This is a genomic window from Paenirhodobacter sp. (assembly GCF_047600745.1).
GTDB lineage: Bacteria > Pseudomonadota > Alphaproteobacteria > Rhodobacterales > Rhodobacteraceae > Rhodobacter.
The window spans coordinates 174,889-200,024 of record NZ_JASGKI010000001.1 but is presented as its reverse complement, the minus strand read 5'-3'; the positions used below and the strand labels follow the sequence as shown (position 1 = coordinate 200,024).

Sequence of the window (25,136 nt, the reverse complement as noted above, 5' to 3'; positions counted from 1 at the left end):
CATCCTTCTTTGGGAGGATGGCGGGCCCATGCGGTCCGGTCCATGACGGGGCATCGCAGATGGAGATCGCAGATGACCCTGACCCTTGACGCTGCGGCGGTTGAACGCCTGCTGCCCCGGATCGACCCGGTGGCCGAAATGCGGTCCCTGTTCCGCGCGCTCGGTGCGGGCGAGGCGGTGCAGCCGCCACAGACGCTGACCCTGCTCCCCGGGGATCGTGGCGATTTCATCACCTATCTCGGGGCGTTGCCGGGGGTGTTCGGAGCGAAGCTGTCGCCCTATCTGCCCACTGGTGGGCGGCCGATCATCACCGCCTGGACCTGCCTGATGTCCATGGAGACGGGCGAGCCCCTGATGCTGTGTGATTCCGGGCGGTTGACGACCGAGCGCACGGCGGCGACCACGGCGCTGGCCGTTGACCTGCTGGCGGGGAAGAATGCGGCCCGGCTGGCGATCATAGGTTCCGGCGCGGTGGCTCAGGCGCATCTGCGCCATGTCCTGCCGCTGCGGGCCTGGTCCGAAGTGCGGCTGTTTTCGCCCCGGCTGGCGGGCGATCCCGCGCGGCTGGCGCAGTGGCGCGGCCTTTGCGCCGATATCGCGCGCATGGACAGCGCGGAAGAGGCGGCCTCGGGCGCGGATGTGGTGATGCTGTGCACCTCCTCGGGGGTTCCGGTGCTGGACCCGGCGGCGCTTGCGCCCGGCGCGCTGGTCACTTCTATCAGCACCAATGTGGCGCGGGCGCATGAAATTCCCCCGGCGTTCCTGAACCACGCGCAGGTGTATTGCGACTATCGCGCGACCACGCCGCAGACGGCGGGCGAGATGGTGCTTGCCGCCGACGCGGGCTGGCCGCCCGCCGCGATCCGGGGTGATCTGGGCGAACTGGCCACGGGCCGGGCGCTGCGGCCCGAACCTGGCCGTCCTGTCTTCTTCCGCTCCGTCGGCCTTGGCATCGAGGACATCGCCATGGCCCATGCGATCTACCGCGCCGCGTCGGCCTGAAAGGTACCCACCATGAAGATCGAACCCTTTGGCGTCGAAATCTGGATGAACGAGTGGGAGACGACATGCGAGCTGAACCTCGCGGAAACCTGCGTCGAAAGCCTGACCATCGCCGAACTGCTGGACCTGTGCGGCGCGAATTCCGATGACCTCTCGGCGCTGCTGCCGATGAAGATGACCTATGGCGAGATCGAGGGGTCGGACCGGCTGCGCCGGGCCATCGCCGCGCTGTATGACCGGCAGGCGCCGCGCGACATTCTGGTGACGCATGGCACCATTGGCGCGAACATGCTGGTCCATCGCGCGCTGGTCGAGCGGGGCGACCGGGTGGTGTCCATCGTGCCGACCTATCAGCAGCACCATTCCATCCCCGCCAGCATCGGCGCCGATGTGCATCTGCTGCAATTGCAGGAAAAGGACGGCTGGCTGCCGGATCTGGACCGTCTGCGCGCGCTGGCCGTGCCGGGAACGAAGCTGATCGCGCTGACCAATCCGAACAACCCCACCGGCGCGCTGATCCCGCGCGACATGCTGGAGGAGATCGCCGCCATCGCCCGCGCCGCCGGGGCCTGGGTACTGTGCGACGAGGTGTATCGCGGCACGGATCAGGACGGCCCGGGCATGACCGCCTCGATGGCCGACATCTATGAAAAGGGCATCAGCACCGCGGGCATGTCCAAGGCCTGGTCGCTGGCCGGGCTGCGCCTCGGCTGGATCGCCGCCCCGCGCGCGGTGATCGAGGGCGCGATGATCCAGCGCGATTACGACACCATCAGCGTCGGCCGGATCGACGACCATTTCGCGGCGATGGCGCTGGAAAACCGCGACCGGATCCTTGCGCGGTCCCGCGCGATCACGCGGGGGAATCTGCGGATCCTGTCGGACTGGATCGACACGCAGCCGAAACTGTCCTGGGTGAAGCCGCACTCGGGCACCACGGCGCTGGTGCGGGTCGATCTGCCGATCGGGTCGCGGGAGTTCTGCGTGGCGCTGCTGAAGGAAACCGGGGTGATGTTCACGCCCGGCTCCGCGCTCGGCATGGAGGGCTATGTCCGGATCGGCTACGCCAACAACCCCGAAGTGCTGAAGGCGGGCCTGCCGCGTGTCGCGACCTTTCTGGCGCGCCAGTGATCCCTGGATCCGCAGCGGTCGTTGGCGATGCGGGCCGCGCCGCCGGAACCGCGTCGACCGGCGTTGCCTTTTCCCAATGCCGATTCGGCGGACGGTTTCTGTCTGCCGGTCCGTCGCCCGGGGTTCGGCCGCGGGGGGCGCGCCGCCGGTCGTGCCTATGCAGAGGGCAGATCGCATCCCTCCTGCTGCAATATTCCGCAAGGCGATGGGGAAGGGGCATCCGGCCCGCGCCCGGCCAAAAGAACATTGCATCCCGAAGGTCGTGCGTGGACTGTATAATATAGTATGGACAATATGGTCCATAACATCGCCGGGTGAAGCCCCTTCCGCTTCCCGGTTGCCAGGGGGGTGACGACATGTTGCAGCTTGTGCAGAATCGGAATGCGCGGCCCGTCCCGTTGCGGATGCCGCGTGCGACGGGATGAGCCAATGACAGCCGGTCCCCAAGCAGCAACGCCGTATCTGTCGGCGGCGGATATCCGCAAGAGCTTCGGGTCGCATCAGGTGCTGCATGGCGTAGGGCTTGAGGCGGCGCAGCACGAGATCGTCACCATGATCGGGGCCAGCGGATCGGGCAAAAGCACCTTCCTGCGGTGCCTGAACTTCATGGAATATGCGGATTCGGGCACCATCCGCCTCGGCGCCGACGAATACCGGCTGGGTGCGGGCCATGGCCCCAGCGAGGCGCAGCTTTGCCGCTTGCGGGCGCGGATGGGTATGATCTTCCAGAGCTTCAACCTCTGGTCCCACCTCTCTGTGACCGAGAACATCACTCTGCCGCTGCGGCATGTGCTGAAGCTGTCCGCGGCGGATGCGCGGGCGCGCGCGCTGCACTATCTGGACCGCGTTGGCCTGTCGTCGCGCGCAGGGTATTACCCGAACCACCTGTCCGGCGGCCAGCAGCAGCGCGTGGCCATCGCCCGCGCGCTGGCGATGGAGCCCGAGGTGCTGCTGCTCGACGAGCCGACCTCGGCGCTGGACCCGGAACTGGTGGGCGAGGTGCTGGCCGTCATGCGCAGCCTGGCCGCAGAGGGGCGCACGATGATCCTCGTCACCCATGAGATGAGCTTCGCGCGCGAGGTCTCGGACCGGGTGCTGTTCCTCGCCGATGGCCGCATCGCGGAGGAGGGGCCGCCGGCGAAGGTCTTCGGCGATCCGGATACCGCGCGCTGCCGCAGCTTCGTCACTGCGGCCCTGCACGGCAAGCGCGCCGCCGCTTCCTCCCCGACATAACAACGCCAACAGAGAGAAAACGACCATGAAATCCACGATCGCGGCGCTTGCCCTGGCGCTCCTTGCCGCCCCCGCCCTGGCCGAGCCACTGAAAATCGCGGCGGACTGCACCTATCCGCCCTTCGGCTATCAGGACAGCGACGGCACCCTGAAGGGCTTCGACGTTGATATCGCCAACGAGATCGGCAAGCGCCTCGGTCGCGAAACGGAAATCGTCTGCCAGGCGTGGGACGGCATGATCCCCGGCCTGCTGGCGGGCAAGTACGAACTGATCTCAGCCTCGATGTCGATCACCGAGGAGCGGATGAAGAGCATCAACTTCTCGATCCCCTACCGTTCCTCCTCCGCCCGCTTCGTCGGCCCGAAGGACAGCGGGCTGGAGCCGGTGACGGCGGACGGCCAGCCCAACCCGAAGGGCATCGAGGGCAAGACCATCGCGATCCAGCGCGCCTCGACCTACCTGCCCTATTTCACCGACAAGTTCCCCGGCGCGCGCATCGCCGAATACGACAAGGTGGACAACATGATCCTCGACCTGCAATCGGGCCGGGTGGACCTGATCTTCGCCGGGCCGATCAAGCTGGACAGCGACTTCCTGAGCAAGCCCGAGGGCGCGGGCTACGGCTTCGTCGGCCCCGAAATCAACGACACCGCCTATTTCGGCCCCGGCGTCGGCATTGGCGTGCGCAAGGAGGACACCGCATTGCAAGGTGAGGTCAACAAGGCGCTGGAAGGCATGTTCGCGGATGGCACCTTCAAGACCATCAACCTGAAATACTGGACGTTCCCGGTCCTGCCCGGCGCCTGGTCCGAATGACCGCCTGATCCGGAGAGGCTGCGATGGATCCCTTCTTGGGCTGGGGCGACGAGATCGCCCGGGGCGCCTGGATCACCATGCTGACGGCGGTGCTGTCGCTGGCGGTCGGGCTGGTGTGGGGCATGCTGGGCGCGCTGGCACAATTGTCGCCGAACCGCATTCTGGCGGCGTTCGGGCGCGGGTTCAGCCTGGTCATGCGCGGCACGCCCGAACTGCTGGTGATCCTGATCGTCTATTTCGGCGGCACCATGGCGCTGACCCGGGCGCTGAGCCTGTTCGTCGAGTCGAAGGGCTTCGTCGAGGTGCCGCCGCTTCAGGCCGGGGTCTTCGCGCTGAGCCTCGTGTTCGGCGGCTATGCGGCGGAGATCATCCGGGGCGCGTGGCAGGCGGTGCCGGTGGGCGTGATCGAGGCCGCCCGCACCCTCGGCCTGCGGCCGTGGCTTGTGTTCTTGCATGTCCGCCTGCCCCTGATGCTGCGCTACGCCCTGCCGGGCCTGGGCAATCACTGGGTGTCGCTGATCAAGGACACTTCGCTGATCTCGGTCGTAGGGCTGCATGATCTGATGGGCTATTCGGCCATGGCCACCTCCGTCACGCGCGAGCCGTTCCGCTTCTACATGATCGCGGCGCTGGTCTATTTCGTGCTGACCATGGCGAACAGCCGCCTCGTCGGCTGGCTGGAGGCGCGCGCGCGGCGCGGGGAACGGCGGGTGACGGCATGAACTGGGACGTCATGATCCAGAACCTGCCCGCGCTTCTGGGCGCGGCGGTGACGACATTGCAACTGCTGTTCCTCACCTTGCTGATCGGGGGCGCGCTGGCGGTGCCGATCGGGATCGCGGCCGGGTCGCAAAGCCTCTGGCTGCGCTGGCCGATCGGCTTCTACATCTCGTTCTTCCGGGGCACGCCGCTGCTGGTGCAGGTGGCCATCGTCTATTACGGCCTCGCGCAGTTCCAGTTCGTGCGCGACAGCTTCCTCTGGCCGCTCCTGCGGCAGGCCTGGCCCTGCGCGCTGCTGACGCTCTCGCTGCATACCGCCGCCTATACCGCCAACATCCTGCGCGGGGGGATCGCCAATGTCGGCGCGGGCCAGATCGAGGCGGCGCGCGCCTGCGGCATGACCCGCGTGCAGCTGTACCGGCTGGTGATCCTGCCGCAGGCGGTGCGCACCGCGCTGCCCGCCTACGGCAACGAGGTCATCAGCATGATGAAGGGCACCTCGATCACCAGCACCATCACCATCATGGAGCTGACCGGCACGGCGAACACCATCGTTTCGCGCACCTTCGCGCCTTACGAAATCTTTATCGCGGCGGCGCTGATCTACCTCGCCATCGCCTGGAGCCTGACGCGCCTGCTGCGGCTGGTGGAATGGCGGCTCTCGGCACATATGCGCAGCGCGCCTGCGGCCCAGACATGACGGAAGGCCTATCATGGAAAGACTGACCCGTGACGAAGACCGGCTCGCCGGACAGGCGGGCTTCGCCGAAAGCCTCGCGGATGCGGCCCGCGCGATCATCGCCGAGGCCTTCCCCAGGGACCGGCGGCCCGACACGAAAGCGGACCTGAGCCCGGTGACGGAAACCGACCGCCGGATCGAAACCGCGCTGCGCGAACGCATCGGGGCGGCCTTTCCCGGCCACGGCATTCTTGGGGAGGAATTCGCCGCCACCGGGCTCGACCAGGAATATGTCTGGGTCATCGACCCGATCGACGGCACCAAGGCCTTCGTCGGCGGGCTTGCGGTTTTCGGCACGCTGATCGCGCTGACGCGGGGCGGGGCGCCGGTGCTGGGCCTGATCGACAATCCGCTGACCGGCGACCGCTGGCTGGGCATCAGCGGCCAGCCCACCACGCTCAACGGCCGCCCCATCCGCAGCCGCGCCTGTCCCGGCCTGGCGCAGGCGCTGATCAGCAACGGCGGCCCCGACAGTTTCGGCCCCGAGGCCATGCGCGGGTTCCAGCGGCTGCGCGCCGAGGTTGCCTGGTGCGTCTACGGCGGAAGCTGCATGGCCTATGGCCGGGTGGCGGACGGCAGTCTGGATGTCTGCGTCGACGCCGGGCTGGATCCGTTCGACTATTGCGCGCTGGTGCCGGTGCTGACCGGCGCGGGCGCGACGATCAGCGACTGGGAGGGGCGCCCGCTGACGCTCGCCTCGGGCCATACGCTTTGCGCGGCGACCGGCGATATCCGGCTGCATGAAACGGTGCTGGAGCGGTTGCGCGGCTCGCCACCCCGGCCTGGGGAGAAACGCGATGCATGAGATGATCCATGTCGGCGGATTGCACAAATCCTACGGGTCGACGCCGATCCTGAAGGGCATCAGCCTCTCGGTCCGCCCGGAGGAGAAGGTGGTGCTCTGCGGACACTCGATGATACGGCGACCCGCGTGGCGAAGGGCAGCCGCCGGGAATGCCTGCCGAGACCACGAATGGACGTAATGGTTTTATATGGACAATAAGTATCATTCAGCAAGAGTTCGGCCAGCCCGGTCCGTAGGGGGCCGGGCTTCGGGAATCGGCCACATGCTCCAACTTTCGCGCAGTCAGATCGAACAGATCATCTCCACAGACGGCCGTGTTGCGTGGCGCTTTCCCCTTGGGGTGTAATGCTGGGTGTGCGGAAGCGCTGGCGGTGCGGTTGGGGATGAAACCGCCTGCCGGGCGGCAGGTGATCGTTACAGCCACGCTCGCGAGGGAGCCGCTGATCCGTGTCGGTTGGGTTCAGCCGGGAGCCATGTCTCCGCGGCCATCCCCGGTCCGGGCAGGCAGGAACCGGAGAGCGCGCTGGTTGCCCGGCGTGACGCGGATATGCTCTCGCAAAGCCTAGATCATGGTGTGTTCGGGACCGCGCGGGCGGAGGGATGATCACCGCGGTGGATTGCGTGGACCGCCAACGCGATGAATTCCGTGCCGTTGCCGAATGGATGAAGGCTGGCACGCCGCGCGGGATGAACAGGTCGGTCAGCACGTCAATCACGTCTGCCGAGGTCAGTTTCCGGGCGCCAGCGGAGTTCCTCCTGAGGTCGGATAATGGCCCGGTTTTTATCCGTCGCAAGTTCACGGTTCTGGTCCGCAGCTACGGCCTGAAGCAGGAGTTCATCGCCCCACAGCAAAACGGCGTGATCCGGACACTGAAAGCGCAATGCGGGGATCGCCACTGCTTCGACAGCATCAGCCCCTACACAACCGCCGCCCTCCCAGGCGCTCGCAATGCGCAAGCCTGAGGAGGAATTCAGATCAGCCGCTTAAACTGAACGGGTTCCGCAGGGGCAAGGCAGCAGAGATCACAGTGCGGAGGTTGTCTGGTTCCGGCCATATGCTCATGACATGTCCTGACGCACGATATCTGAAATCAATATGCCTCTGACGTCGGCCCCCATAATACTCCGGGCAGCTTCAAGGAGGCTTCTGCGCAGATCTTCCATCTTCGCTGAGGAGGTGAAATCGCCGCGGAAGCCGCCGGCATTGGCGTGATCGAACAGAACCCGCAGGATACTGTCGCGCAGTTTTGGCTCCAGAGAGAATACCTTTTCGGTGCTTCCCTGGGTAACCTCCAAGCTGAGGGAAAGCACGACGAGGGACGAAATTGCGCCGTTCCTGATGTCGGGAACGATGAACTGATTGTTCAGCTTGGCGAATTCGGTCTTCTGATCGGTCGGGCCGGTGTCCGGAGAAGCGGCATGACCGCCTTCGCCCTTCGATTCCTCCACGCGATTCTCGCAGGGCTCTTCTGCGCAGGCAGGTTCGGGGGCGGCCGGCGTGGGCGGCGGGCGCAGGAAATATCCGGCGCCGCCTCCGGCAGCGATGCCGATGAGAGCGAGCAATATGGGCAGGATCTTACGCATCGGCAGACCTCAGAAGGGCAGAAGCACATCGGCCGCTTGCTGGCCGTAACGAGGTTGCTGGACATCGGTAATCTGTCCGCGTCCACCATAGGAAATGCGGGCACCGGCTATCTTGTCATAGGTCACCTCGTTTTGCCGGCTCACATCCTCCGGCCGGACGAAACCCGTCACAACAAGTTCACGAACCTCATAATTCACCCGGACCTCCTGGCTGCCCTGGATGCGCATGGCACCGTTGGGCAGCCGGTCGATCACGGTCGCGGCGACACGCAGGGTCAGCTTTTCCTTGCGCGCGACCGAACCGGAACCTTCATAGGAGGACTTGCTGCTGGTCTTGTAGGCGTCCGCCATGGAGGCGCCATCGGGCAGGCGTTTGTCGGCCCGCTGGGAAAGACCAAAAAGCTGGGGGATGCCCATGCTGTCCGATCCCGCCCGGCTGCGGTCCGACGTATTCGAGATTTCCGCCTTGTCGTTGATCTCGATGACCACGGTCAGGATATCCCCACGGCTCGCCGCCCGCTTGTCGCCGAGGAGCGAGCCGCGCGTGCCGGACCACAGGGAGGCCTGATGCACCGGAGCGTGGCGTTCAGCCTCCACGGGCATCGGGGTTGAATTCATGGCAAAGAATTCGTTGCTGTTTTCGATCGGGGTAAAGGCGGGGGTTTTGCCGACCTGGCTCAGCCTTTGGCAGCCACAGAGCGCGGCGGCGATCAGAAGCAGGGTGATGGGGGTGCGCATGGGGGCGGGTCTCATTGGGATTGAACATAGGCGGCCCCATCCGGAGCGAGCGTTGCGAGAACGGTCGTCTTCGAGGCGGAATTCATGACGCGGATCGTGTCGCCGATCCCTCCGCGGCTGAGGGCCCGGCCTTCGGCGAAAATGGACAACCCGCCCTTGCGGAAGATCAGGGTGACCTTCTGGTTGCGGTCGACGATGGCCGGAGGGCCGATGTTGTCGGGACGGATTGGCTGGCCGGCATAGATCGCTACACGGGTTTCAAAACCGATGGCGTCCTGCGGGTTGTCCAGCGCGCCGGACACGGTGGAAGGTTCGAGCTTCAGATCCTCGGCAGCGATGATGGTCTGCGCGCGGAGCACACGCGCCGCCACCACCGTTTCCGCCGAAACGGAGCCCGGAAGCAGCAGCATCAGAGCGAAAACGGCGGGGCGGAACGTCATCTGATCTGCACCGTCGCGCCAAGCATTTCATCGGCCGCGGTGATGACCTTGGCATTCATCTCATAGCCGCGTTGGGCCTTGATCAGTTCGGTGATTTCGCGCACGGCATCGACGGAGCTTTCTTCCAGATAGCCCTGACGCACGGTGCCAAGCCCGTCCGCGCCGGGTGTCGAAACCTGCGGCGGCCCGGAGGCTTCTGTTTCGATGAACAGGTTCGAACCGATGGCCTGAAGCCCCTTTTCGTTGGTGAAACCGGCCAGGGTGAGCTGACCCAGAAGCTGTGGCTGAACTTGGTTGGTGAAATAGGCATAGACTTCGCCATCATTGTTGATGGCGACCGAACTTGCATCCGTGGGAATGGTGATGCCCGGCACAACCGTATAGCCGTCGGAGGTGACGATCTCGCCATCGGCGGACCGCTTCAGCCCACCGTCACGGGTATAGCCCGAAACCCCGGAGGGCATCGTGACTTCCAGATAGCCATATCCGTCGATTGCCAGATCCAGATCGCCGCCGGTGCGCGAGAGCGTGCCCTGTGACAACTGGACGCTGACCGCGGCCGGCCGGACGCCGAGCCCAAGCTGCACACCGGCAGGGATCATCGTGCCGTCGCTTGAGGACAGCGTGCCGGGACGGGTTTGCTGCTGATAAAACAGGTCGGCGAATTCCGCGCGCCGGGCGTTGTAGCCGGTCGTCGACATGTTCGCGAGGTTGTTTGAAATGACTTCGACGCGGGTTTGCTGGGCGCTCATCCCGGTGGCGGCGATCTGAAGTGCGCGCATGATTGTCTCCTATCGGCTGAGCGTGGAAATGACACCACGGATGCGTTGATCCTCACGGTCGAGGAAGGTCTGGCCCATTTCATAGGCGCGCTGGACCACGATCATCCGGGTGATTTCCTTGACCGGATCCACGTTGGATTCCTCAAGCCTGCCTTGAAGCATCACATAATCCTCCGCAGGTTCCGGTGGATTTTCCGTCTTGAAGCGTGTTCCGGCGGCATGGGTCAGGTCATCGCCCTCCGCCGGAAGGAACACGCCGAGCTGGGCCACCGGTGCGCCGTTCACGGACAGCGTTCCGTCCTGCGCCATGAACACCGGACCCTGACCCAGCGGGATCATCACCGGCGAACCGCCCTGGTCGAGGACCGGATATCCGTCCGGCGTCAAAAGTTCACCCTCCGCCGAGGGAATGAAACTGCCCGCGCGGGTCAGTTGATTGCCCTCGGGCGTCTGGATCATGAAGAAACCCTTGCCTTCGATCGCGAAATCGAAGCTGCCCCCGGTCGAGGTCAGCCCGCCCTGTTGCAGGTCGATGCTGCGGCCATGCGCATAGGCCATCGACAGCGAGGGCGCCTCGCCCTCCAGCCCGTCGACATATTCCGAAAACACCACGCCTTCGCGCCGGAAACCCGTCGTCGAGGCATTCGCCATGTTGTTGGCGATGCTCTGCATTTCCTGCATCAGCCCGGATTGCCGGGCCAGGCCGGCATAGATCGCGTTATCCATGGTTCAACCTCCGGCGATCAGCGGAATGATCCGCCTCTGAAAGAAATCGACCAGCGTCTCCGACATGAAGGACATCGACACCCAGAAGACGACCAGCATCGCGACCACCTTCGGCACGAAGGTCAGCGTCATCTCCTGGATCGAGGTCAGCGCCTGGAACAGGCCGATCGTCACCCCCGCGATCAGCGCAACGCCGAGCATGGGGGCCGAGATCATCACCGCGATCCAGAGCGCCTGGCGCATCGAGTCGAAGAAGATCAGGTCGTTCATGACTTCAGACCGGCATTTGCAGGATCTGCTGATAGGCTTCGACGACCTTGTTGCGTACGGCAACGGCCGTTTCGACCGCGAGTTCGGTATTCGCCAGCGCCTCGACCAGGGCATGCGGGTCGACGGTGCCCAGCATGGCGCCCTTGGCGGCCTCTTCCCCGCCGCGCACCGTATCCTGAAAATTCTCGACAGCGGACGCCAGGTAAGACGAAGAAGACGCCTCCGGATCCGGTGCGGCGACGTTCCGGGCATGGCTGTAGCCAAGGGAGGCAAGAGACGATCTGATATCCATTCTGGACCCCTTAAAGACTTGGGAGGATTAACGTTTCAAAAGTTCGAGCACGGAGGATGACATCTGGCGGGACTGATCGAACATCTTCAGATTGGCTTCGTAGCTGCGCTGCGCCTCGCGGGCGTCCGCAAGCTCGACGATCAGGTCGACGTTGGAGCCATCGTAATACCCCGCCCCATCCGCCATCGGATGGCCCGGGGCAAAAATCCTTGGCAGGTCGCCTTCGTCCAGGCTCACGTCGCCCACCTGAACGCCACCCGGCACCGGGTCCGCCCCCAGGTCCGCGCTGGTCTCCTCGAACGAGGTCAGCTTGCGGCGATAGCCGGGCGTGTCGGCGTTGGAGATATTCTCCGACACATGGCGCAACCGCTGTGCCTGCGCCTTCATGCCGGAGGCCGAAATGGCGAGTGCATTGCCGAAATCACTCATGGTCACGCTCCTCCGATGCTGCTGCGCAGGATGCCGAGCGACGTTTTGTAGATTGTCATCGCCAGATTGTGCTGGCGCTGCACCCCGACGGATTTCACCATTTCGTCTTCGATCGAGACAGAATTCCCATCCGGGGACATCGCCGATCCGTCATCCTCGACCTCTTCCACAAAGGAGGCGGATCCGGCGCCGAGATGCCCCGCGCGGGTCGCGCGCATCCCTTCCCCCGACGCTTCGGCATAGGCGTCTTCAAAGGAGGTCAGGTCGCGGCTGCGATAGCCCGGGGTGTCGGCATTCGCGACATTCTGGGCGATCAGGTTCTGGCGCTGCGTCGCATGGACCGCCATTGCCTGGGCCGTGCGCAAGATATCGAGTTTTTCAAACATCGGGGCTTCTCCTCCGAGCGATCAACCTTGGATTAAGAGCGAATCATTTAGAAAACCTTTCGAGAACAGAAGGAGGCCAGAATGGCTGTCGAAGGGTTCGGTCTGCTTCAGGCCGAGATCGAGCAGATCGAGGCGGTGCATCCGGTGGGCCGGGTCGCGGAGGTATCGGGCGGCGCCGTCATCGTCAGCGGGCTTGCCCGGCGGGCGACGCTGGGCGATCGCGTTTCCATTATGGCGCAGTCGGGGCGGTGCATCGGGGCCGAGGTGATCGCGCTTGGCGGGGCGGAGGTGCGCCTGCTGTGCGATTGCGAACCGGATGGGCTGGCGATCGGCGACAGGGTTGATCTGCTCGGCCAATCGGGGATTGCGCCGGATGATTCCTGGGTCGGGCGGATCGTCGATCCCTTTGGCCGGGCCCTCGACGGGCGGCCGATCCTGCGCGGCGGGACCGAACGCCAGCTGCGGCAGACGCCGCCCCCCGCGGCGCGGCGGCGTCGGCTGGGCGGGCGGCTGGAAACGGGCATGTGCGTCTTCAACACGCTGTTGCCGCTGGTCCGGGGGCAGCGGATCGGCCTGTTCGCGGGGTCGGGCGTCGGCAAATCCTCCCTGCTGTCGAAATTCGCGAAGGGTGTCAGCGCCGATGTGGTGGTGATCGCGATGGTCGGCGAACGCGGGCGCGAAGTGCGTGAATTCGTGGAGAAAGTTCTGGGGCCGGAGGGTATGGAACGGTCCGTAATCGTTGCGGCGACATCGGATCAGTCACCGCTCATCCGCCGCCGTTGCGCCTGGGCGGCAATGTCGGTGGCCGAGCATTTCCGCGACCGTGGCCTGCATGTCCTGTTCCTTGCGGACAGCGTGACCCGCTTTGCCGAAGCGCACCGGGAAATCGCGCTCGCCGCCGGCGAGGCGCCCAGCCTGCGCGGTTTCCCCCCTTCGGTGTCGCATCAGATCATGTCGCTCGCGGAACGCTCCGGCCCGGGCGTGGAGGGTGGCGGCGACATCACGGCGATCTTCTCGGTGCTGGTGGCGGGGTCGGATATGGAGGAGCCTGTCGCGGATATCCTGCGCGGCACGCTCGACGGGCATGTGATCCTCGACCGCGCCATTGCCGAGCGGGGGCGGTATCCCGCGATCGACCTGCTGCGCTCGGTTTCGCGCTCGCTTCCCGATGCGGCGACGCCGGGAGAGAACCAGTTGATCGGCCGGGCGCGCAAGCTCCTTGGCGCCTATGACAAGGCGGAGATGATGATCCAGGCCGGGCTTTACGCGGCGGGGTCGGATCAGGTGGTCGATGCCGCGATCCGGGTCTGGCCCGCGCTGGATGCCTTCATCGGGGCGGATGAAGAGCAGGATGTGAAGGCGAGTTTCGAGCGGCTTGCGGGGATCCTGAACGGCGTCGCGGCCTTCGATACATGAGGCCGCCCGATCGTGGTGCGTCGATCCGCTCAGCTGTATTTGCCGCGTCACCACCCCGCGAAGACCCGATTCTCCGAAAAAACGACAGAAACTGCCGCCCCGGTTCCGCGAATCCAGTTGAAACCGCGCGGTCACGACCTTATTTTGCGCGCCACTCGTATTGGCCATTCAAGGATCACAGCCATAGCCCGCAGACCACACAACGCCCCGCCGCAACGCGACACCGGCCCCCGGATCAACGAACGGATCCGCGCGCCCGAAATCCGCCTGATCGGGGCGGACGGTGAAAATGTCGGGGTCATCTCGCCGTCGCGCGCCCTTGCGATGGCCGAGGAAGCCGGTCTGGACCTGGTAGAAATCTCGCCCACGGCGGAGCCGCCAGTGTGCAAGATCATGGACTACGGCAAGTTCAAATACGAGCAGCAGAAGCGCGAGGCCGAGGCGCGCAAGAAGCAGAAGATCATCGAGATCAAGGAAATCAAGTTCCGCCCGGGCACCGATACGCATGACTACGACGTCAAGATGCGGTCGGTGATGAAATTCCTGAGCGAGGGCGACAAGGTGAAGGTCACCTTGCGGTTCCGTGGCCGGGAGATGGCGCACCAGCAACTGGGCATCGAGCTTCTGAACCGCGTGGCGTCCGATGTCGGCGAGGCGGGCAAGGTCGAGAAGCATGCCGAAACTCGAAGGTCGGCAGATGGTGATGATGATCGGCCCGAGGTGAGGCAATCGCCCGTGGCATTTCCGGCCCCTGCCTCGGCGGGGGCCTTTCGATTCCGATCGCGCGATCGTGACGGCGCATGACTTGCCCGAAGCGCGGCATTCCCGGAAAGTCACATTCAAGACCACGCAAAAGGAACAGCCCATGACGATCCGCCTGACCCGCCGTGCCGCCGTTGCGACCGGGGCCGCGGCCCTGCTCACCCCGGCGCTCGCCCGTGCCGCGACGCAGGACGTTCCGATGGCGCAGCAGCAGGCGCTTGTCGCCGAGGCGGGGCGGCGCAACGTCTCCTCCTTCCGGGAGATCCTGTGGCAGGATCATTTCGACAGGCTGGACCGGGTGACGCTGATCGCGGACACGCAGTCGAAGGCGCTGCATTACTGGGCCGTCGATGGGGCGGATTACCGGATTTATCCGACCTCCGTGCCGATGAACGAGGAACTGACCCGACGCGGCTATACCGAGATCGTGCGCAAGAAGATCGGGCCGAGCTGGACGCCAACGCCGTCGATGATCGAACGGGATCCGAGCCTGCACCCGATGCCGCCGGGCCCGGACAATCCGCTCGGCACCCATGCGATGTATCTGAGCTGGCCCGCCTATATCATCCACGGCACCCACGACACCCGCAAGATCGGGCGCAGGAGTTCCTCGGGCTGCATCGGCACCTTCAACGAAAAGATCGCCGAGCTTTACGATCTGTGCCCGGTTGGCACGCAGGTGAAGATCATCTGAAGGGCGAAGCGCCGCGGGGCCCGCCCCAATCCCCGGGCCTCAGGCGTTCGAGCCACGGCGATCCGTCTCTGTCGGAACGTAATCATCGGTGTCGAGCAAGGCATGGGTCTGCACCGCCCGCCGCGCGGCGCCGTGCGCCCCTGCCTCCGGCGCAAAGCAGGGCACCGGGGTGAAGGGTTCGTCCGTATCGTTCAGTTCAAGCCCGAGCGTCTGGAGAACCTGCCGCAGCGGCGCCTCCGCCAGAACCAGAAGCCGATTGCCGTCGATCTGGCAGGGGGCATGAAACTGCCCGATACAGAGCGCCGCCAGCACGATATCGCCCCGCACTTCCATCAGTTGCTGCGTCATCACAGGCGTATTGATCCCGGTCATTCCGTTCCCCCAGCCGATTGCCCGTCGAATATCGGGCGGGACCGGCCGGGGCGCAAGGGGTCAGTAACAGAAGCGATTGCCCAGCACCTTTCCGGCGATTCCGCCGCGGCGCAGGCCCATCCCGGCCAGTTCGTCGTCGCTGAGGGCGGAGAGGCGGTCGATTTCGGCCAGTTGCGGTTCGCTGTCCATCTTGCGCAGCAGGGCGCCGGAGACCTGGGCAACGAAGGGCAGGCGCTTGTCAGTCGTCGTCGTGGCGAAAGTCATGGAAACCTCCTGAGGGTTGCAGTCAGGCGTTGTTTCCTCCCATCCCCGGATGATGCGTCAGAACCGTTGACTTATCCATAGGGTGATCTGCATGGCAGCCATGCGCGCTCAGCAGGAGTAGGCCTTCGCCGTCAGCAGGTAAACCGCCGCGCCGGGTTCGACCGGATCGAAGACGACGGTGTTGGCGCCGCTTTTCTGTGCGCTTTCCAGCACCTTGTTGCGCGCATATTTCACGCCCTGATCGCCCAGGACCGGACCGTAAACGCCGGGCCTCATCCGGATGTCGGTGACATAGCGGCAGGCCCCGACCTCGGACGCTTCGGCCGTCCGTACGCTCGGCACGCCGCGAAAGCCGGGATCGCTGCACCCGCCCAGCATGGCGGCCACGGTCAGCACGGGGATCAATCGCATCGTTCTTCTCCTGCCCAGTATATGTGAAATCGGCGCCGGAACTGCGACGGCCTTTCCCATCCAAATACAACCGACGGCTGCCTTGGATATATGGAACCGCCTCAGGAGTGCAATATGGATGTGATCCGCGCTGTCCGACAGAGATCCGATCCGGAGGTGCGCAGGCCATCCAATCGGTCCGGAAAATGGATTTCCCGCGTTGTCGTGGTGGGTGACCCTGGAATCGAACCAGGCATGGGTCTCCCCGGCGGAGTTACAGTCCGCTGCCGCACCTTGCAGCTCGTCACCCGACGCGGGCTGAATAGCCGGGGGGGCGGGGGGCGTCAAGCGGGATTTTGACTCCTCTTGCCAAAGCCGGTTGCACAGGGCAGTCAGGGGCAAGCGAAGGGGAACACCATGAAAAAGCCGAGCTGGGTCATCGACAAGGAACGCGCGAAGCGGGCCGCCGCGGCGGAGACCGTCTGGCTGTTCGGGCTGCATGCCGTCCGGGACGCGCTGATGAATCCCGCGCGGCAGAAGCTGCGGCTGGTGTTGACGAAAAACGCGGCGGACAAGCTGGGTGAGGCGATTGCGGCGGGGGGGCTGGAGCCCGAGATTGCCGAGCCGCGCAGGTTCGACACGCTGGTGCCGCTTTCGGCCGATTCCGTGCATCAGGGCGCGGCGCTTGAGGTGAAGCCGCTGGACTGGGGGCGGCTTGATGATGTGGCGCTGACGGGGGCCGGGGCGCCGCTGGTCGTGCTGCTGGACCGGGTGACGGATCCGCATAACGTCGGCGCGGTGCTGCGTTCGGCAGAGGTGTTCGGCGCGCGGGCGGTGATCGCTCCCGCCCGGCATTCGGCGCCCGAAACCGGCGCGCTGGCCAAGACCGCTTCGGGTGCGCTGGAACGGCAACCCTATCTGCGGGTGACGAATCTGGCCGAGGCGATGCGCGATCTGCGCGAGATGGGCTATCTGCTGCTGGGGCTGGCGGGCGAAGCCGAAATGACCCTGGCCGAGGGGCTCGCGCAGGTCGGGCCGCGTCCGGTGGGGCTCGTGCTGGGCGCCGAAGGGCCGGGCCTGCGGGAGAAGACCCGCGAGACCTGCGACATGCTGGTGCGGATTCCCTTCGCGGGGGCGTTCGGCTCGCTCAATGTGTCGAATGCGGCGGCGGTGTCGCTTTACGCGGCTGTCAATCGCTGAAACTCACAAAGGCGCGATTTTTCCTGCGCTGCCCTTTAATTCATCTTTTACGGTTCTAGATACTAATACAGAGGCGCAACCTTGGAACCGTTGCGCTTCAGTTCACTGTCCCTCGTTCCGCCACTGTGCGCCCGGCCTCTTGGCTCGGGCGCATTTTTCTGCGCTAATTCCCGTAACCGGGGAGGGTGCCGTGACTGATGCCGAAATTCGCCAGATTCTGCAAGAGACCAAGATCATCGCCGTGGTGGGGATCTCCGCGAAGCCGGACCGCCCCTCGTATGAGGTGGCGCATTTCCTGCAAGAACGCGGGTATCGGGTCATTCCCGTGAACCCCGGCCTTGCCGGGCAGAGCCTTCTGGGGGAGGTGGTCTATCCCGACCTTGCCGCGATCCCCGGGGATGTCCGGGTCGATATGGTCGATATTTTCCGTGCGCCGGAGGCGGTGCCGGGGGTCGTGGCGGAGGCGCTGGCGCATCTGCCGGATCTGCGGGTGATCTGGATGCAGCTTGGCGTGATCAACGAAGCTGCGGCGGAAACCGCGCGCGCGGCCGGAAAGCGGGTGGTGATGGACCATTGCCCGAAGATCGAATACCGCCGGTTGATGCCCTAAAGCCCGATCCGGTCGCGCAGCCCATACCACGCCATGCCGACCGCCAGCAGCGGAAAGCGCAGGTGACTGCCGCCCGGGAAGATATGGCAGGGCAGGGCGGCCATCACGTCGAATCCGTCCCCCGTCGCGGTGACGGCCTGCGCCATCAGCTTGCCCGCGAGCGTCGCCATCGCCACCCCGTGTCCGGAATAGCCCGAGGCCGAGAGGCAGTTCGGCGCGGGGCGGCGGAAGCAGGGCATCCGGTTCATCGTGATCGCCAGCGTGCCGCCCCAGGCGTGGGTCAGCCGCACGCCCTTCAACTGCGGATAGACCTGTTCCAGCGGCCTGCGCACCAGCGCGGCAATGTCGCGCGGGAAGCGGTAGCTGACCGTCTCGCCGCCGCCAAAGACCAGCCGGTCGCCATGCGGGCGCCAGTAGTTGACGACGAATTTCGTGTCATGCGCGGCGATGGGTTCGGCCAGAACCTCGCGGATGCGCTTGCCCAGCGGTTCGGTCGCGGCGATGTAATTGTTCAGCGGCAGCACCCGCGCGGCGACCGAAGGTTCCAGATGGTCCAGATAGCCGTTCGCGGCCAGGATCACATGCTCCGCCTCGACATGGCCGGTTTCGGTGGCGATCCAGCTATGCGCCCCCGCCGCGCCATGCTCGATATGCGTCACCGGGGAACGTTCAAAGATCCGCGCCCCCGCATCCTCGGCCAGCCGCCCCAGCCCGAGGCACAGTTCCAGCGGGTTCACATGGCCCGCGCCACGGTCGATATCCCCGCCGAGATACAGCGGCGAGGGAATCAGCGCCTGCAACCCGGCCCGGTCGAGCGGAGTGATCTGGTCGTAACCGTAATGCGCGGCCAGATGTGCGGCCATTTCATGGGCATGGGCGACCTCTGCCGGGCGCAGCGCGCAATGGGCGATGCCGCGAAGGGTGGGCACGCCCGCCTGTTCGGCCAGCGCATAGGTCAGCGCCTTTGCTTCCTCCGCCATGTCCCACAGGCGGCGCGCGGCGGCGCGGCCCGCCATATGCTCCAGCTCCGTCACCTCCAGCCGCTGGCCGGAACCGATCTGCCCGCCATTGCGCCCAGAGGCGCCGAACCCTACGCGATGCGCCTCGACCACGATCACGCTGCGCCCCGCCTGTGCGAGATGCAGCGCGGCGGAGAGCCCCGTATAGCCCGCGCCGATCACGCAGACATCGGCCCGATGCGCGCCCTTCAGCGCGGGGCGGTCGGGCGTGGGGGATCGGATCGCGGCATAAAGACTGTCCGGATATTCCCCCAGCCGGTCGTTGGCAAACAGCAGGTTCATACGTTCAGCAGCAGATGTTCACGCTCCCACGGGCTGATGACCTGAAGGAACTCCTTGTATTCGTTGCGCTTTACGGCCTCGTAGACGATGCAGAACTCCGGTCCCAGAACGTCGCGCACCGGCGCCGAGTCCGAGAACAGATCGAGCGCATCGCCCAGATTGAAGGGCAGGTCGCTGTCGCCCATATAGGCGTCGCCGAGGCATTCCGGGCGCGGCATCTCCTGCGCCTTCAGCCCCAGATAGACGCAGGCGAGCGAGGCCGCGAGCCCCAGATAGGGGTTGCAGTCCATCCCCGCCAGCCGGTTTTCGATCCGCCGCGCATCGGGGCCCGAGATCGGCACCCGCAGGCCCGTCGTCCGGTTGTCGCGCCCCCATTCCAGGTTGATCGGCGCGGCGAAATCCGGGACGTAGCGGCGATAGCTGTTCACATAGGGCGCGAGCAGCGCGGTCACCGCCGGAAGGTGCTTTTGCAGCCCGGCGATGGCATGCAGGAAGGCGGGCGTCTCCGCGCCATCGGCATCCGAGAAGATGTTCTTGCCGCTGCGCACATCGACCACCGACTGGTGGATGTGCATGGCGGAACCGGGTTCCCCCTCGATCGGTTTCGCCATGAAGGTGGCGAAACAGTCGTGGCGCAGCGCAGCTTCGCGGATCAGCCGTTTGAAGTAGAAGATCTGATCCGCCAGATGCACCGGGTCGCCATGGGCGAGGTTGATTTCCACCTGACCGGCGCCGCCTTCCTGCAAGATGCCGTCGATCTCGAACCCCTGCGCCTCGGCGAAGTCATAGATGTCGTCGATCACCTTGCCGTATTCGTCCACGGCGGACATCGAATAGGCCTGATTGCCCGCCGCGCGGCGGCCCGAGCGCCCCATCGGCGGGATGATCGGCTGGTTCGGGTCCAGGTTGCGCGCGACGAGGAAGAATTCCATCTCCGGCGCGACGATCGGGCGCCAGCCCTCCGCCTCATACAGCGCGAGGATCCGCTTGAGCACGTTGCGCGGCGCGATCGGGATCGGGTTGCCCTGCTGGTCCTTCGCGTCATGCACCACCATCAGCGTCACATCCGCCGTCCAGGGCGCGGCGGCGGTGGTGGACCAGTCCGGCGTCAGGATCATGTCGGGCTCGGTAAAGGCGCCCATCGGGTTGTCGATCCACTCGCCGGTGATCGTCTGCATGAAGATCGAATTCGGCAGGAAGAACCGGTCCTGATGCGCGAATTTCGATGCGGGCATCGCCTTGCCCCGGGCGACGCCCGCGATGTCGGCGACGATGCACTCCACCTCGTCCAGCCGCCGCCCGGCGATGTAATCCTGCGCCGCCTGCGGGATCAGGTTTTTCCAGTCGGACATGTCAGCCTCGGGGTTTGAGGAAAAATCGGGCGATGCGGTCGGCGAGCAGATCGGAGGATTTCGGATCCGCCACCCGCTGCACGGCCCGTTCGATCAGCGCATCGGGCACCACGCCCGGCGCGCGCTGGTCCAGCATGCCCTTGATGAAGGTATCGTCGAATTCCGGATGCGCCTGCACGGTGAAGGCCGTGTCGCCATAGATCAGCGCCGCATTCTCGCAGAAATCGTTGCAGGCGATGGCCTCGGCGCCCTCGGGCCGCTGCGTCACCTGATCCTGATGCCAGGCGTTCAGGGTCACCCTCTGCCCGTCGAACGTATAATCCTGCGCGCCGATGGCCCAGCCGCCGGGGAATTTCTCGACCTTGCCGCCCATCGCCTGCGCGATGATCTGATGGCCGAAGCAGATCCCCACCACCGGCACCTTCGCCCCGATCGCGCGGCGGATGAACTCTTCGAGCGGCGGGATGAAGGGGTGGTCCTCATAGGCACCGAAGCGGGAGCCGGTGATCAGCCAGCCGTCGCAGTCGTGGATGTCCTTCGGGAAATCCATCCCGGCGACGTCATAGGTGCGGAAGGTCAGGCCGCGGTTTGCCAGAATGCGCTGGAACATGTCGGGGTAGTCACCGTTCGTCTCCCGCAGCGTTTCGGGGGATTGGCCGGTTTGCAAGATGCCGATGAGCATGGATGTCTCGTGGTTTTTCCGGGGCGAGATTATCCCCCTGCCGTCCGGGCGGCAAGGGGCGCAGGTTGACATCGCGCGGCCCTGCCACGAACCTGCGCGCCGATGGAACAGATCACGCCCACCATTCTGCCCGCAGGCGACAGCGCCCTGGTGTTTCAGCTGGGGGAAGAGATCCTGCCCGAGGTCAACGCCCGGATCGCCGCGCTGGCGCAGGTTTTGACGGAACATCCGGTCCGGGGCCTGCGCGAGGTGGTGCCGGCCTATCGCTCGCTGCTGATCCTGTATGATCCGGAGCAGATCCGGGGCGTGGCCCTGGCCGAGACGGTCCGGCGGATCCATGCGCGGCTTGGCGCCGCCGGGGCGCAGGGGCGGCTGCTGACGGTGCCGGCGCTGTATGGTGGCGCGGTGGGGCAGGATCTGGAGGATCTGGCGCGGATGAAATCCATGACGCCCGAAGAGATCGTCGCGCTGCATCAGGGGGCGGAATACCGCGTCTACATGATCGGTTTCGCGCCGGGCTTCGCCTATCTGGGCGGGCTGCCCGAACGGCTGCACACGCCACGCCTGGCCGCGCCGCGCCAGATGGTCCCGGCGGGTGCCCTTGGCATCGGCGGGGCGCAGGCCAGCGTCAATTCCGTCGCCGGGCCGTCGGGGTGGCGCTATATCGGCTGGACGCCCGCGCACAGCTTCGTGCCCGATGCGCCGGAGCCCTTCCTGTTCCGCCCGGGCGACCGCATCCGGTTTCGCGCCATCGACCGCGCGGAGGCGGAGGAGCTTTCCCTTCGGCAGGCGCGCGGCGAACGGATCGTCCCCGTGGAATGACGCCGGGGAGTGATGCCGGGGCGCCTTTTGCGCCGCAGCCCCTTTTCCCGCAGCATCCGATGGCTTATGGGAAAGGCCGTAGCCGCCCTCCGGAGGAGCCGATGACCGAGCCGCAGATCACCCCCGACCTCATCGCCAGCCACGGTCTGAAGCCCGACGAATACCAGCGGATCCTGGAGATCATCGGTCGTGAGCCGACCTTCACCGAACTCGGCATCTTCTCGGCGATGTGGAACGAGCATTGTTCCTACAAATCGTCGAAGAAATGGCTGCGCACGCTGCATACCACCGGGCCGCAGGTGATCTGCGGGCCGGGCGAGAATGCGGGCGTCGTCGACATCGGCGACGGGCAGGCGGTGATTTTCAAGATGGAGAGCCACAACCACCCGTCTTACATTGAACCGCATCAGGGCGCGGCGACGGGCGTGGGCGGCATCCTGCGCGACGTCTTCACCATGGGCGCGCGTCCGATCGCGGCGATGGACAGCCTGAGCTTCGGCGTGCCCGCGCATCCGAAGACCGCGCGGCTGGTGCAGGGCGTGGTCGAGGGGATCGGCCATTACGGCAACTGTTTCGGCGTGCCGAATGTGGGCGGCGAGGTGCGTTTCCATCCGAGCTACAACGGCAACTGCCTGGTCAATGCCTTCGCGGCGGGCCTGGCCGATACCGACCGGATCTTCTACTGCGCCGCCTCGGGCGTGGGGATGCCGGTGGTCTATGTCGGCGCGAAGACGGGGCGCGACGGGGTGGGCGGGGCCACCATGGCCTCGGCCGAATTCGACGATACGATCGAGGAAAAGCGCCCCACCGTTCAGGTCGGCGACCCCTTCACCGAGAAATGCCTGATGGAAGCCTGCCTCGAACTGATGCAGACCGATGCGGTGATCTCGATCCAGGACATGGGGGCGGCGGGCCTGACCTGTTCCGCCGTGGAAATGGGCGACAAGGGCGGGCTGGGGATCAAGCTGGTCCTCGATCAGGTGCCGCAGCGCGAAGCCGCGATGACCGCCTATGAGATGATGCTGTCGGAATCGCAGGAACGGATGCTGATGGTGCTGCATCCCGAAAAGCAGGACGAGGCGCGGGCGATCTTTGAGAAATGGGATCTGGATTTCGCCGTGGTCGGCGAGACGATTGCCGAGGACCGGTTCCTGATCCTGCATCGGGGCGAGGTGAAGGCGGATCTGCCGCTGTCGAAACTGTCGTCTTCGGCGCCGGAATATGATCGGCCTTGGGTGGAGACCCCGGCGGCGCAGCCGCTGGCCGGTCTGCCCGCCATCGCGCCGATGGCGGCGCTGCGCGCGCTGATCGGTTCGCCGAACTATGCGGCAAAGAACTGGGTGTTCGAGCAATATGACACGCAGGTGATGGGCGACACCGTGCGCCGCCCCGGTCTGGGCGCGGGCGTGGTGCGGGTGCATGGCACCGGCAAGGCCATCGCCTTCACCTCGGACGTGACGCCGCGCTATGTGCGGGCGAACCCCTATGAGGGTGGCAAGCAGGCGGTGGCTGAGGCCTATCGCAACCTGACCGCGGTGGGGGCGTTGCCGCTCGCCACGACCGACAACCTGAACTTCGGCAATCCCGAAAAGCCCGAGATCATGGGGCAATTGGTGGGCGCGATCAAAGGGATCGACGCCGCCTGCCGCGCGCTCGACTTCCCAATCGTGTCGGGGAACGTGTCGCTGTATAACGAAACCGATGGCTCGGGGATCCTGCCGACGCCGACGATCGGGGCGGTGGGGCTGCTGTCTTCGCTGGACGATCTGATCGCCGGGGTCGCGGCGGAGGGCGATATCGCGCTGGTCATCGGCGAGAGCTTCGGCCATCTGGGGCAATCCGCGCTGGCCTATGAGGCGTTCGGGATCGAAGAGGGCGATGCGCCCCCGGTCGATCTGGAGGCCGAGCGCCGCAACGGGGACTTCCTGCGCGCGAACCGCAAGGCGGTGAAGGCGGCGGCGGATCTGGCCGATGGCGGGCTGGCGCTGGCGGCGTTCGAGCTGGCCGAGGGCGCGGGTGTGGGCGTGACGCTGGACACGGCCGAGATCGGCGCGCTGTTCGGCGAGGATCAGGCACGTTACCTCGTCGTCTGCGACGAAGCCGGGGCTGCGGCGCTTGAGGCGGCGGCGCTCGATACCGATGTTCCGGTGACCCGGGTCGGCCGGTTCGGCGGCAGCCGCGTGGCGTTCGGTTCCGACTCCGCGCCGCTCGCGGACCTCTCCGCGCTCTACCGCTCGGCTTTCGCGACGAAACTCGGGCTCTGATCATGGCGGTGGGTGTCTTCGACAGCGGGCTTGGCGGCCTGACGGTGCTTGAGGCCGTATCCCGGCGCCTGCCGGAGGTCGCCTTCGTCTATTACGGCGACAATGCCCATGCGCCCTATGGCGTGCGCACCGCCGACGACATCTTCGCGCTGACCTGCGCGGGGGTGGAGCGGCTTTGGGCCGAGGGCTGCGATCTGGTGATTCTCGCCTGCAACACCGCCTCCGCCGCCGCGCTGAAGCGGATGCAGGAAACCTGGCTGCCGAAGGACAAACGCGTGCTGGGCGTCTTCGTGCCGATGATCGAGGCGCTGACCGAACGCAAATGGGGCGACAATTCGCCGCCGCGCGAGGTCGAGGTGAAGCATGTCGCGCTCTTCGCCACCCCCGCGACGGTGGCGAGCCGGGCGTTTCAGCGCGAGCTGGCCTTCCGCGCGATCGGGGTGGATGTCGAGGCGCAGCCCTGCGGCGGTGTCGTCGATGCGATCGAGGCGGGGGACGAGATCCTGGCCGAGGCGCTGGTGAAATCCCATGTCGAGGCGCTGAAACGCCGGATGCCGCAGCCCGAGGCGGCGATTCTCGGCTGCACGCATTACCCGTTCATGCAGGACGCCTTCCAGCAGGCGCTCGGCCCGGGGGTCAAGGTCTACAGCCAAGCGAATCTGGTGGCCTCCAGTCTGGACGACTACCTGCGCCGCCATCCGGACATGATCGGCGCGGGTCGGGTGTCGAAATTCCTCACCACCGGCGATCCGGGTTCTGTTTCGGTCCATGCGACGCAGTTCCTCCGCCACCCGGTCAGGTTCGACGCCGCATAACGTTGGGTAACTCATTCATATTGTGATCGTTTCCCGGCTTGAAATGCAGTCGCGGTGGGAATAGATCCGCTTCGCGCTCCGGCATGTCGTTCCGGCGT

General features: G+C 65.7%; 29 protein-coding genes, 1 tRNA gene and 2 pseudogenes. 15 read left to right on the top strand and 17 right to left on the bottom strand.

Annotation, left to right across the window (positions count from 1 at the left end):
• Nucleotides 1-72: 72 nt before the first annotated feature.
• The 7 genes from QM789_RS01075 to QM789_RS01045 all read left to right on the top strand — a co-directional run bounded on the left by QM789_RS01075 (nt 73) and on the right by QM789_RS01045 (nt 6,447).
• Entirely contained in the window at nt 73-1,002 is a 930-nt protein-coding gene (locus tag QM789_RS01075) for an ornithine cyclodeaminase family protein (protein WP_420350139.1), read from the top strand.
• Nucleotides 1,003-1,014: 12 nt separating this feature from the next.
• Nucleotides 1,015-2,133, top strand: coding sequence for an aminotransferase (locus QM789_RS01070; RefSeq protein ID WP_420350138.1), 1,119 nt, complete (start codon nt 1,015-1,017; stop codon nt 2,131-2,133).
• 429 nt (nt 2,134-2,562) lie between these two features.
• Nucleotides 2,563-3,366: an amino acid ABC transporter ATP-binding protein gene (locus QM789_RS01065; protein WP_420350137.1), complete on the top strand. Its 804-nt coding sequence runs from the start codon at nt 2,563-2,565 to the stop codon at nt 3,364-3,366.
• 25 nt (nt 3,367-3,391) lie between these two features.
• Nucleotides 3,392-4,183 (top strand): transporter substrate-binding domain-containing protein, encoded by a 792-nt coding sequence (locus QM789_RS01060; protein ID WP_420350136.1) that lies wholly within the window; start codon nt 3,392-3,394, stop codon nt 4,181-4,183.
• Between the two features lie 23 nt (nt 4,184-4,206).
• Nucleotides 4,207-4,905: an ABC transporter permease gene (locus QM789_RS01055; RefSeq protein WP_420350135.1), complete on the top strand. Its 699-nt coding sequence runs from the start codon at nt 4,207-4,209 to the stop codon at nt 4,903-4,905.
• Complete coding sequence (locus QM789_RS01050; protein ID WP_420350134.1) at nt 4,902-5,603, top strand: ABC transporter permease; 702 nt, start codon at nt 4,902-4,904, stop codon at nt 5,601-5,603. The genes QM789_RS01055 and QM789_RS01050 overlap by 4 nt, the downstream gene beginning before the upstream one ends.
• 13 nt (nt 5,604-5,616) lie before the next feature.
• Nucleotides 5,617-6,447 (top strand): inositol monophosphatase family protein, encoded by an 831-nt coding sequence (locus tag QM789_RS01045; RefSeq protein WP_420350133.1) that lies wholly within the window; start codon nt 5,617-5,619, stop codon nt 6,445-6,447.
• Nucleotides 6,448-7,071: 624 nt separating this feature from the next.
• Here QM789_RS01045 and QM789_RS01040 read toward each other — a convergent pair.
• The 10 genes and pseudogenes from QM789_RS01040 to QM789_RS00995 all read right to left on the bottom strand — a co-directional run.
• Nucleotides 7,072-7,184: pseudogene (locus QM789_RS01040) on the bottom strand (IS3 family transposase); the annotation flags it as partial.
• A gap of 322 nt (nt 7,185-7,506) precedes the next feature.
• The gene (locus tag QM789_RS01035; protein ID WP_420350132.1) at nt 7,507-8,031 is read right to left on the bottom strand and encodes a flagellar basal body-associated FliL family protein; all 525 of its coding nucleotides are present in this window, start codon (nt 8,029-8,031) and stop codon (nt 7,507-7,509) included.
• 9 nt (nt 8,032-8,040) lie between these two features.
• On the bottom strand, nt 8,041-8,769 hold the full coding sequence (gene flgH / locus QM789_RS01030; protein ID WP_420350131.1) for a flagellar basal body L-ring protein FlgH: 729 nt from the start codon (nt 8,767-8,769) through the stop codon (nt 8,041-8,043).
• Between the two features lie 11 nt (nt 8,770-8,780).
• Nucleotides 8,781-9,179 (bottom strand): flagellar basal body P-ring formation chaperone FlgA, encoded by a 399-nt coding sequence (gene flgA / locus QM789_RS01025; RefSeq protein ID WP_420350739.1) that lies wholly within the window; start codon nt 9,177-9,179, stop codon nt 8,781-8,783.
• A 26-nt stretch (nt 9,180-9,205) separates the two neighbouring features.
• Nucleotides 9,206-9,991, bottom strand: a complete 786-nt coding sequence (gene flgG / locus QM789_RS01020) for a flagellar basal-body rod protein FlgG (RefSeq protein WP_420350130.1) — start codon at nt 9,989-9,991, stop codon at nt 9,206-9,208.
• A 9-nt stretch (nt 9,992-10,000) separates the two neighbouring features.
• On the bottom strand, nt 10,001-10,717 hold the full coding sequence (locus tag QM789_RS01015) for a flagellar hook-basal body complex protein (protein ID WP_420350129.1): 717 nt from the start codon (nt 10,715-10,717) through the stop codon (nt 10,001-10,003).
• A 3-nt stretch (nt 10,718-10,720) separates the two neighbouring features.
• Nucleotides 10,721-10,987: a flagellar biosynthetic protein FliQ gene (locus QM789_RS01010; RefSeq protein ID WP_420350128.1), complete on the bottom strand. Its 267-nt coding sequence runs from the start codon at nt 10,985-10,987 to the stop codon at nt 10,721-10,723.
• Between the two features lie 4 nt (nt 10,988-10,991).
• Entirely contained in the window at nt 10,992-11,279 is a 288-nt protein-coding gene (gene fliE / locus QM789_RS01005; RefSeq protein WP_420350127.1) for a flagellar hook-basal body complex protein FliE, read from the bottom strand.
• Nucleotides 11,280-11,306: 27 nt separating this feature from the next.
• Entirely contained in the window at nt 11,307-11,708 is a 402-nt protein-coding gene (gene flgC, locus QM789_RS01000) for a flagellar basal body rod protein FlgC (RefSeq protein WP_420350126.1), read from the bottom strand.
• A 2-nt stretch (nt 11,709-11,710) separates the two neighbouring features.
• On the bottom strand, nt 11,711-12,094 hold the full coding sequence (locus QM789_RS00995) for a FlgB family protein (RefSeq protein ID WP_420350125.1): 384 nt from the start codon (nt 12,092-12,094) through the stop codon (nt 11,711-11,713).
• Between the two features lie 81 nt (nt 12,095-12,175).
• On the opposite strand from QM789_RS00995, the gene QM789_RS00990 reads away from it, so the two are divergent.
• The 3 genes and pseudogenes from QM789_RS00990 (at nt 12,176) to QM789_RS00980 (ending at nt 14,966) form a co-directional block, all read left to right on the top strand.
• Nucleotides 12,176-13,510, top strand: coding sequence for a FliI/YscN family ATPase (locus tag QM789_RS00990; protein WP_420350124.1), 1,335 nt, complete (start codon nt 12,176-12,178; stop codon nt 13,508-13,510).
• Nucleotides 13,511-13,693: 183 nt separating this feature from the next.
• A pseudogene (gene infC / locus QM789_RS00985) lies at nt 13,694-14,234 on the top strand (translation initiation factor IF-3).
• A gap of 141 nt (nt 14,235-14,375) precedes the next feature.
• A complete protein-coding gene (locus QM789_RS00980; protein ID WP_420350123.1) occupies nt 14,376-14,966 on the top strand; it encodes a L,D-transpeptidase in 591 nt (196 codons plus the stop codon).
• Between the two features lie 39 nt (nt 14,967-15,005).
• Here QM789_RS00980 and QM789_RS00975 read toward each other — a convergent pair whose 3' ends face one another.
• The 4 genes from QM789_RS00975 to QM789_RS00960 form a co-directional block, all read right to left on the bottom strand.
• On the bottom strand, nt 15,006-15,338 hold the full coding sequence (locus tag QM789_RS00975; RefSeq protein ID WP_420350122.1) for a hypothetical protein: 333 nt from the start codon (nt 15,336-15,338) through the stop codon (nt 15,006-15,008).
• A 60-nt stretch (nt 15,339-15,398) separates the two neighbouring features.
• Nucleotides 15,399-15,602, bottom strand: coding sequence for a hypothetical protein (locus QM789_RS00970; protein WP_420350121.1), 204 nt, complete (start codon nt 15,600-15,602; stop codon nt 15,399-15,401).
• 108 nt (nt 15,603-15,710) lie between these two features.
• On the bottom strand, nt 15,711-16,013 hold the full coding sequence (locus QM789_RS00965) for a hypothetical protein (RefSeq protein WP_420350120.1): 303 nt from the start codon (nt 16,011-16,013) through the stop codon (nt 15,711-15,713).
• Between the two features lie 205 nt (nt 16,014-16,218).
• Nucleotides 16,219-16,302, bottom strand: a tRNA-Tyr gene (locus QM789_RS00960).
• Nucleotides 16,303-16,358: 56 nt separating this feature from the next.
• Between QM789_RS00960 and rlmB the strand changes: the two genes are divergently transcribed.
• Both rlmB and QM789_RS00950 read left to right on the top strand, forming a co-directional pair.
• Nucleotides 16,359-17,192 (top strand): 23S rRNA (guanosine(2251)-2'-O)-methyltransferase RlmB, encoded by an 834-nt coding sequence (gene rlmB / locus QM789_RS00955; protein WP_420350119.1) that lies wholly within the window; start codon nt 16,359-16,361, stop codon nt 17,190-17,192.
• A gap of 190 nt (nt 17,193-17,382) precedes the next feature.
• Entirely contained in the window at nt 17,383-17,802 is a 420-nt protein-coding gene (locus QM789_RS00950; protein ID WP_420350118.1) for a CoA-binding protein, read from the top strand.
• On the opposite strand, the gene QM789_RS00945 is transcribed toward QM789_RS00950, so the two are convergent.
• Genes QM789_RS00945 through QM789_RS00935 form a run of 3 tightly spaced genes read right to left on the bottom strand, consistent with a single transcriptional unit; the run spans nt 17,799 to nt 21,137 of the window.
• Nucleotides 17,799-19,103: an NAD(P)/FAD-dependent oxidoreductase gene (locus QM789_RS00945; protein ID WP_420350117.1), complete on the bottom strand. Its 1,305-nt coding sequence runs from the start codon at nt 19,101-19,103 to the stop codon at nt 17,799-17,801. The two genes, QM789_RS00950 and QM789_RS00945, sit on opposite strands and share 4 nt — an antisense overlap.
• The gene (locus QM789_RS00940) at nt 19,100-20,455 is read right to left on the bottom strand and encodes a glutamine synthetase family protein (protein WP_420350116.1); all 1,356 of its coding nucleotides are present in this window, start codon (nt 20,453-20,455) and stop codon (nt 19,100-19,102) included. Before QM789_RS00940 ends, QM789_RS00945 begins: the two co-directional genes overlap by 4 nt.
• A 1-nt stretch (nt 20,456) precedes the next feature.
• The gene (locus QM789_RS00935) at nt 20,457-21,137 is read right to left on the bottom strand and encodes a type 1 glutamine amidotransferase (RefSeq protein WP_420350115.1); all 681 of its coding nucleotides are present in this window, start codon (nt 21,135-21,137) and stop codon (nt 20,457-20,459) included.
• Between the two features lie 102 nt (nt 21,138-21,239).
• Between QM789_RS00935 and pxpB the strand changes: the two genes are divergently transcribed.
• From pxpB to QM789_RS00920, 3 genes are all read left to right on the top strand, one after another.
• Nucleotides 21,240-21,959, top strand: coding sequence for a 5-oxoprolinase subunit PxpB (pxpB, locus tag QM789_RS00930; protein ID WP_420350114.1), 720 nt, complete (start codon nt 21,240-21,242; stop codon nt 21,957-21,959).
• Between the two features lie 101 nt (nt 21,960-22,060).
• Complete coding sequence (purL, locus tag QM789_RS00925; RefSeq protein WP_420350113.1) at nt 22,061-24,223, top strand: phosphoribosylformylglycinamidine synthase subunit PurL; 2,163 nt, start codon at nt 22,061-22,063, stop codon at nt 24,221-24,223.
• 2 nt (nt 24,224-24,225) lie between these two features.
• Nucleotides 24,226-25,038, top strand: coding sequence for a glutamate racemase (locus tag QM789_RS00920; RefSeq protein WP_420350112.1), 813 nt, complete (start codon nt 24,226-24,228; stop codon nt 25,036-25,038).
• The last annotated feature ends 98 nt before the right edge of the window (nt 25,039-25,136 follow it).

What these genes read in the sequence shown, in the direction of transcription:
- QM789_RS00920 (WP_420350112.1), top strand. Translation starts at nt 24,226, where the DNA reads ATGGCGGTGGGTGTCTTCGACAGCGGGCTTGGCGGCCTGACGGTGCTT.
- QM789_RS01050 (WP_420350134.1), top strand. Translation starts at nt 4,902, where the DNA reads ATGAACTGGGACGTCATGATCCAGAACCTGCCCGCGCTTCTGGGCGCG.
- purL (WP_420350113.1), top strand. Translation starts at nt 22,061, where the DNA reads ATGACCGAGCCGCAGATCACCCCCGACCTCATCGCCAGCCACGGTCTG.
- QM789_RS01015 (WP_420350129.1), bottom strand. Translation starts at nt 10,717, where the DNA reads ATGGATAACGCGATCTATGCCGGCCTGGCCCGGCAATCCGGGCTGATG.
- flgA (WP_420350739.1), bottom strand. Translation starts at nt 9,179, where the DNA reads ATGCTGCTGCTTCCGGGCTCCGTTTCGGCGGAAACGGTGGTGGCGGCG.
- QM789_RS00995 (WP_420350125.1), bottom strand. Translation starts at nt 12,094, where the DNA reads ATGTTTGAAAAACTCGATATCTTGCGCACGGCCCAGGCAATGGCGGTC.
- flgC (WP_420350126.1), bottom strand. Translation starts at nt 11,708, where the DNA reads ATGAGTGATTTCGGCAATGCACTCGCCATTTCGGCCTCCGGCATGAAG.
- QM789_RS01045 (WP_420350133.1), top strand. Translation starts at nt 5,617, where the DNA reads ATGGAAAGACTGACCCGTGACGAAGACCGGCTCGCCGGACAGGCGGGC.
- QM789_RS01055 (WP_420350135.1), top strand. Translation starts at nt 4,207, where the DNA reads ATGGATCCCTTCTTGGGCTGGGGCGACGAGATCGCCCGGGGCGCCTGG.
- QM789_RS01075 (WP_420350139.1), top strand. Translation starts at nt 73, where the DNA reads ATGACCCTGACCCTTGACGCTGCGGCGGTTGAACGCCTGCTGCCCCGG.
- QM789_RS00975 (WP_420350122.1), bottom strand. Translation starts at nt 15,338, where the DNA reads ATGACCGGGATCAATACGCCTGTGATGACGCAGCAACTGATGGAAGTG.
- QM789_RS00970 (WP_420350121.1), bottom strand. Translation starts at nt 15,602, where the DNA reads ATGACTTTCGCCACGACGACGACTGACAAGCGCCTGCCCTTCGTTGCC.
- QM789_RS01060 (WP_420350136.1), top strand. Translation starts at nt 3,392, where the DNA reads ATGAAATCCACGATCGCGGCGCTTGCCCTGGCGCTCCTTGCCGCCCCC.
- QM789_RS01065 (WP_420350137.1), top strand. Translation starts at nt 2,563, where the DNA reads ATGACAGCCGGTCCCCAAGCAGCAACGCCGTATCTGTCGGCGGCGGAT.
- QM789_RS00945 (WP_420350117.1), bottom strand. Translation starts at nt 19,103, where the DNA reads ATGAACCTGCTGTTTGCCAACGACCGGCTGGGGGAATATCCGGACAGT.
- QM789_RS01035 (WP_420350132.1), bottom strand. Translation starts at nt 8,031, where the DNA reads ATGCGTAAGATCCTGCCCATATTGCTCGCTCTCATCGGCATCGCTGCC.
- QM789_RS00965 (WP_420350120.1), bottom strand. Translation starts at nt 16,013, where the DNA reads ATGCGATTGATCCCCGTGCTGACCGTGGCCGCCATGCTGGGCGGGTGC.
- QM789_RS00980 (WP_420350123.1), top strand. Translation starts at nt 14,376, where the DNA reads ATGACGATCCGCCTGACCCGCCGTGCCGCCGTTGCGACCGGGGCCGCG.
- QM789_RS00990 (WP_420350124.1), top strand. Translation starts at nt 12,176, where the DNA reads ATGGCTGTCGAAGGGTTCGGTCTGCTTCAGGCCGAGATCGAGCAGATC.
- QM789_RS01070 (WP_420350138.1), top strand. Translation starts at nt 1,015, where the DNA reads ATGAAGATCGAACCCTTTGGCGTCGAAATCTGGATGAACGAGTGGGAG.
- fliE (WP_420350127.1), bottom strand. Translation starts at nt 11,279, where the DNA reads ATGGATATCAGATCGTCTCTTGCCTCCCTTGGCTACAGCCATGCCCGG.
- flgH (WP_420350131.1), bottom strand. Translation starts at nt 8,769, where the DNA reads ATGCGCACCCCCATCACCCTGCTTCTGATCGCCGCCGCGCTCTGTGGC.
- QM789_RS01010 (WP_420350128.1), bottom strand. Translation starts at nt 10,987, where the DNA reads ATGAACGACCTGATCTTCTTCGACTCGATGCGCCAGGCGCTCTGGATC.
- flgG (WP_420350130.1), bottom strand. Translation starts at nt 9,991, where the DNA reads ATGCGCGCACTTCAGATCGCCGCCACCGGGATGAGCGCCCAGCAAACC.
- pxpB (WP_420350114.1), top strand. Translation starts at nt 21,240, where the DNA reads ATGGAACAGATCACGCCCACCATTCTGCCCGCAGGCGACAGCGCCCTG.
- QM789_RS00935 (WP_420350115.1), bottom strand. Translation starts at nt 21,137, where the DNA reads ATGCTCATCGGCATCTTGCAAACCGGCCAATCCCCCGAAACGCTGCGG.
- QM789_RS00940 (WP_420350116.1), bottom strand. Translation starts at nt 20,455, where the DNA reads ATGTCCGACTGGAAAAACCTGATCCCGCAGGCGGCGCAGGATTACATC.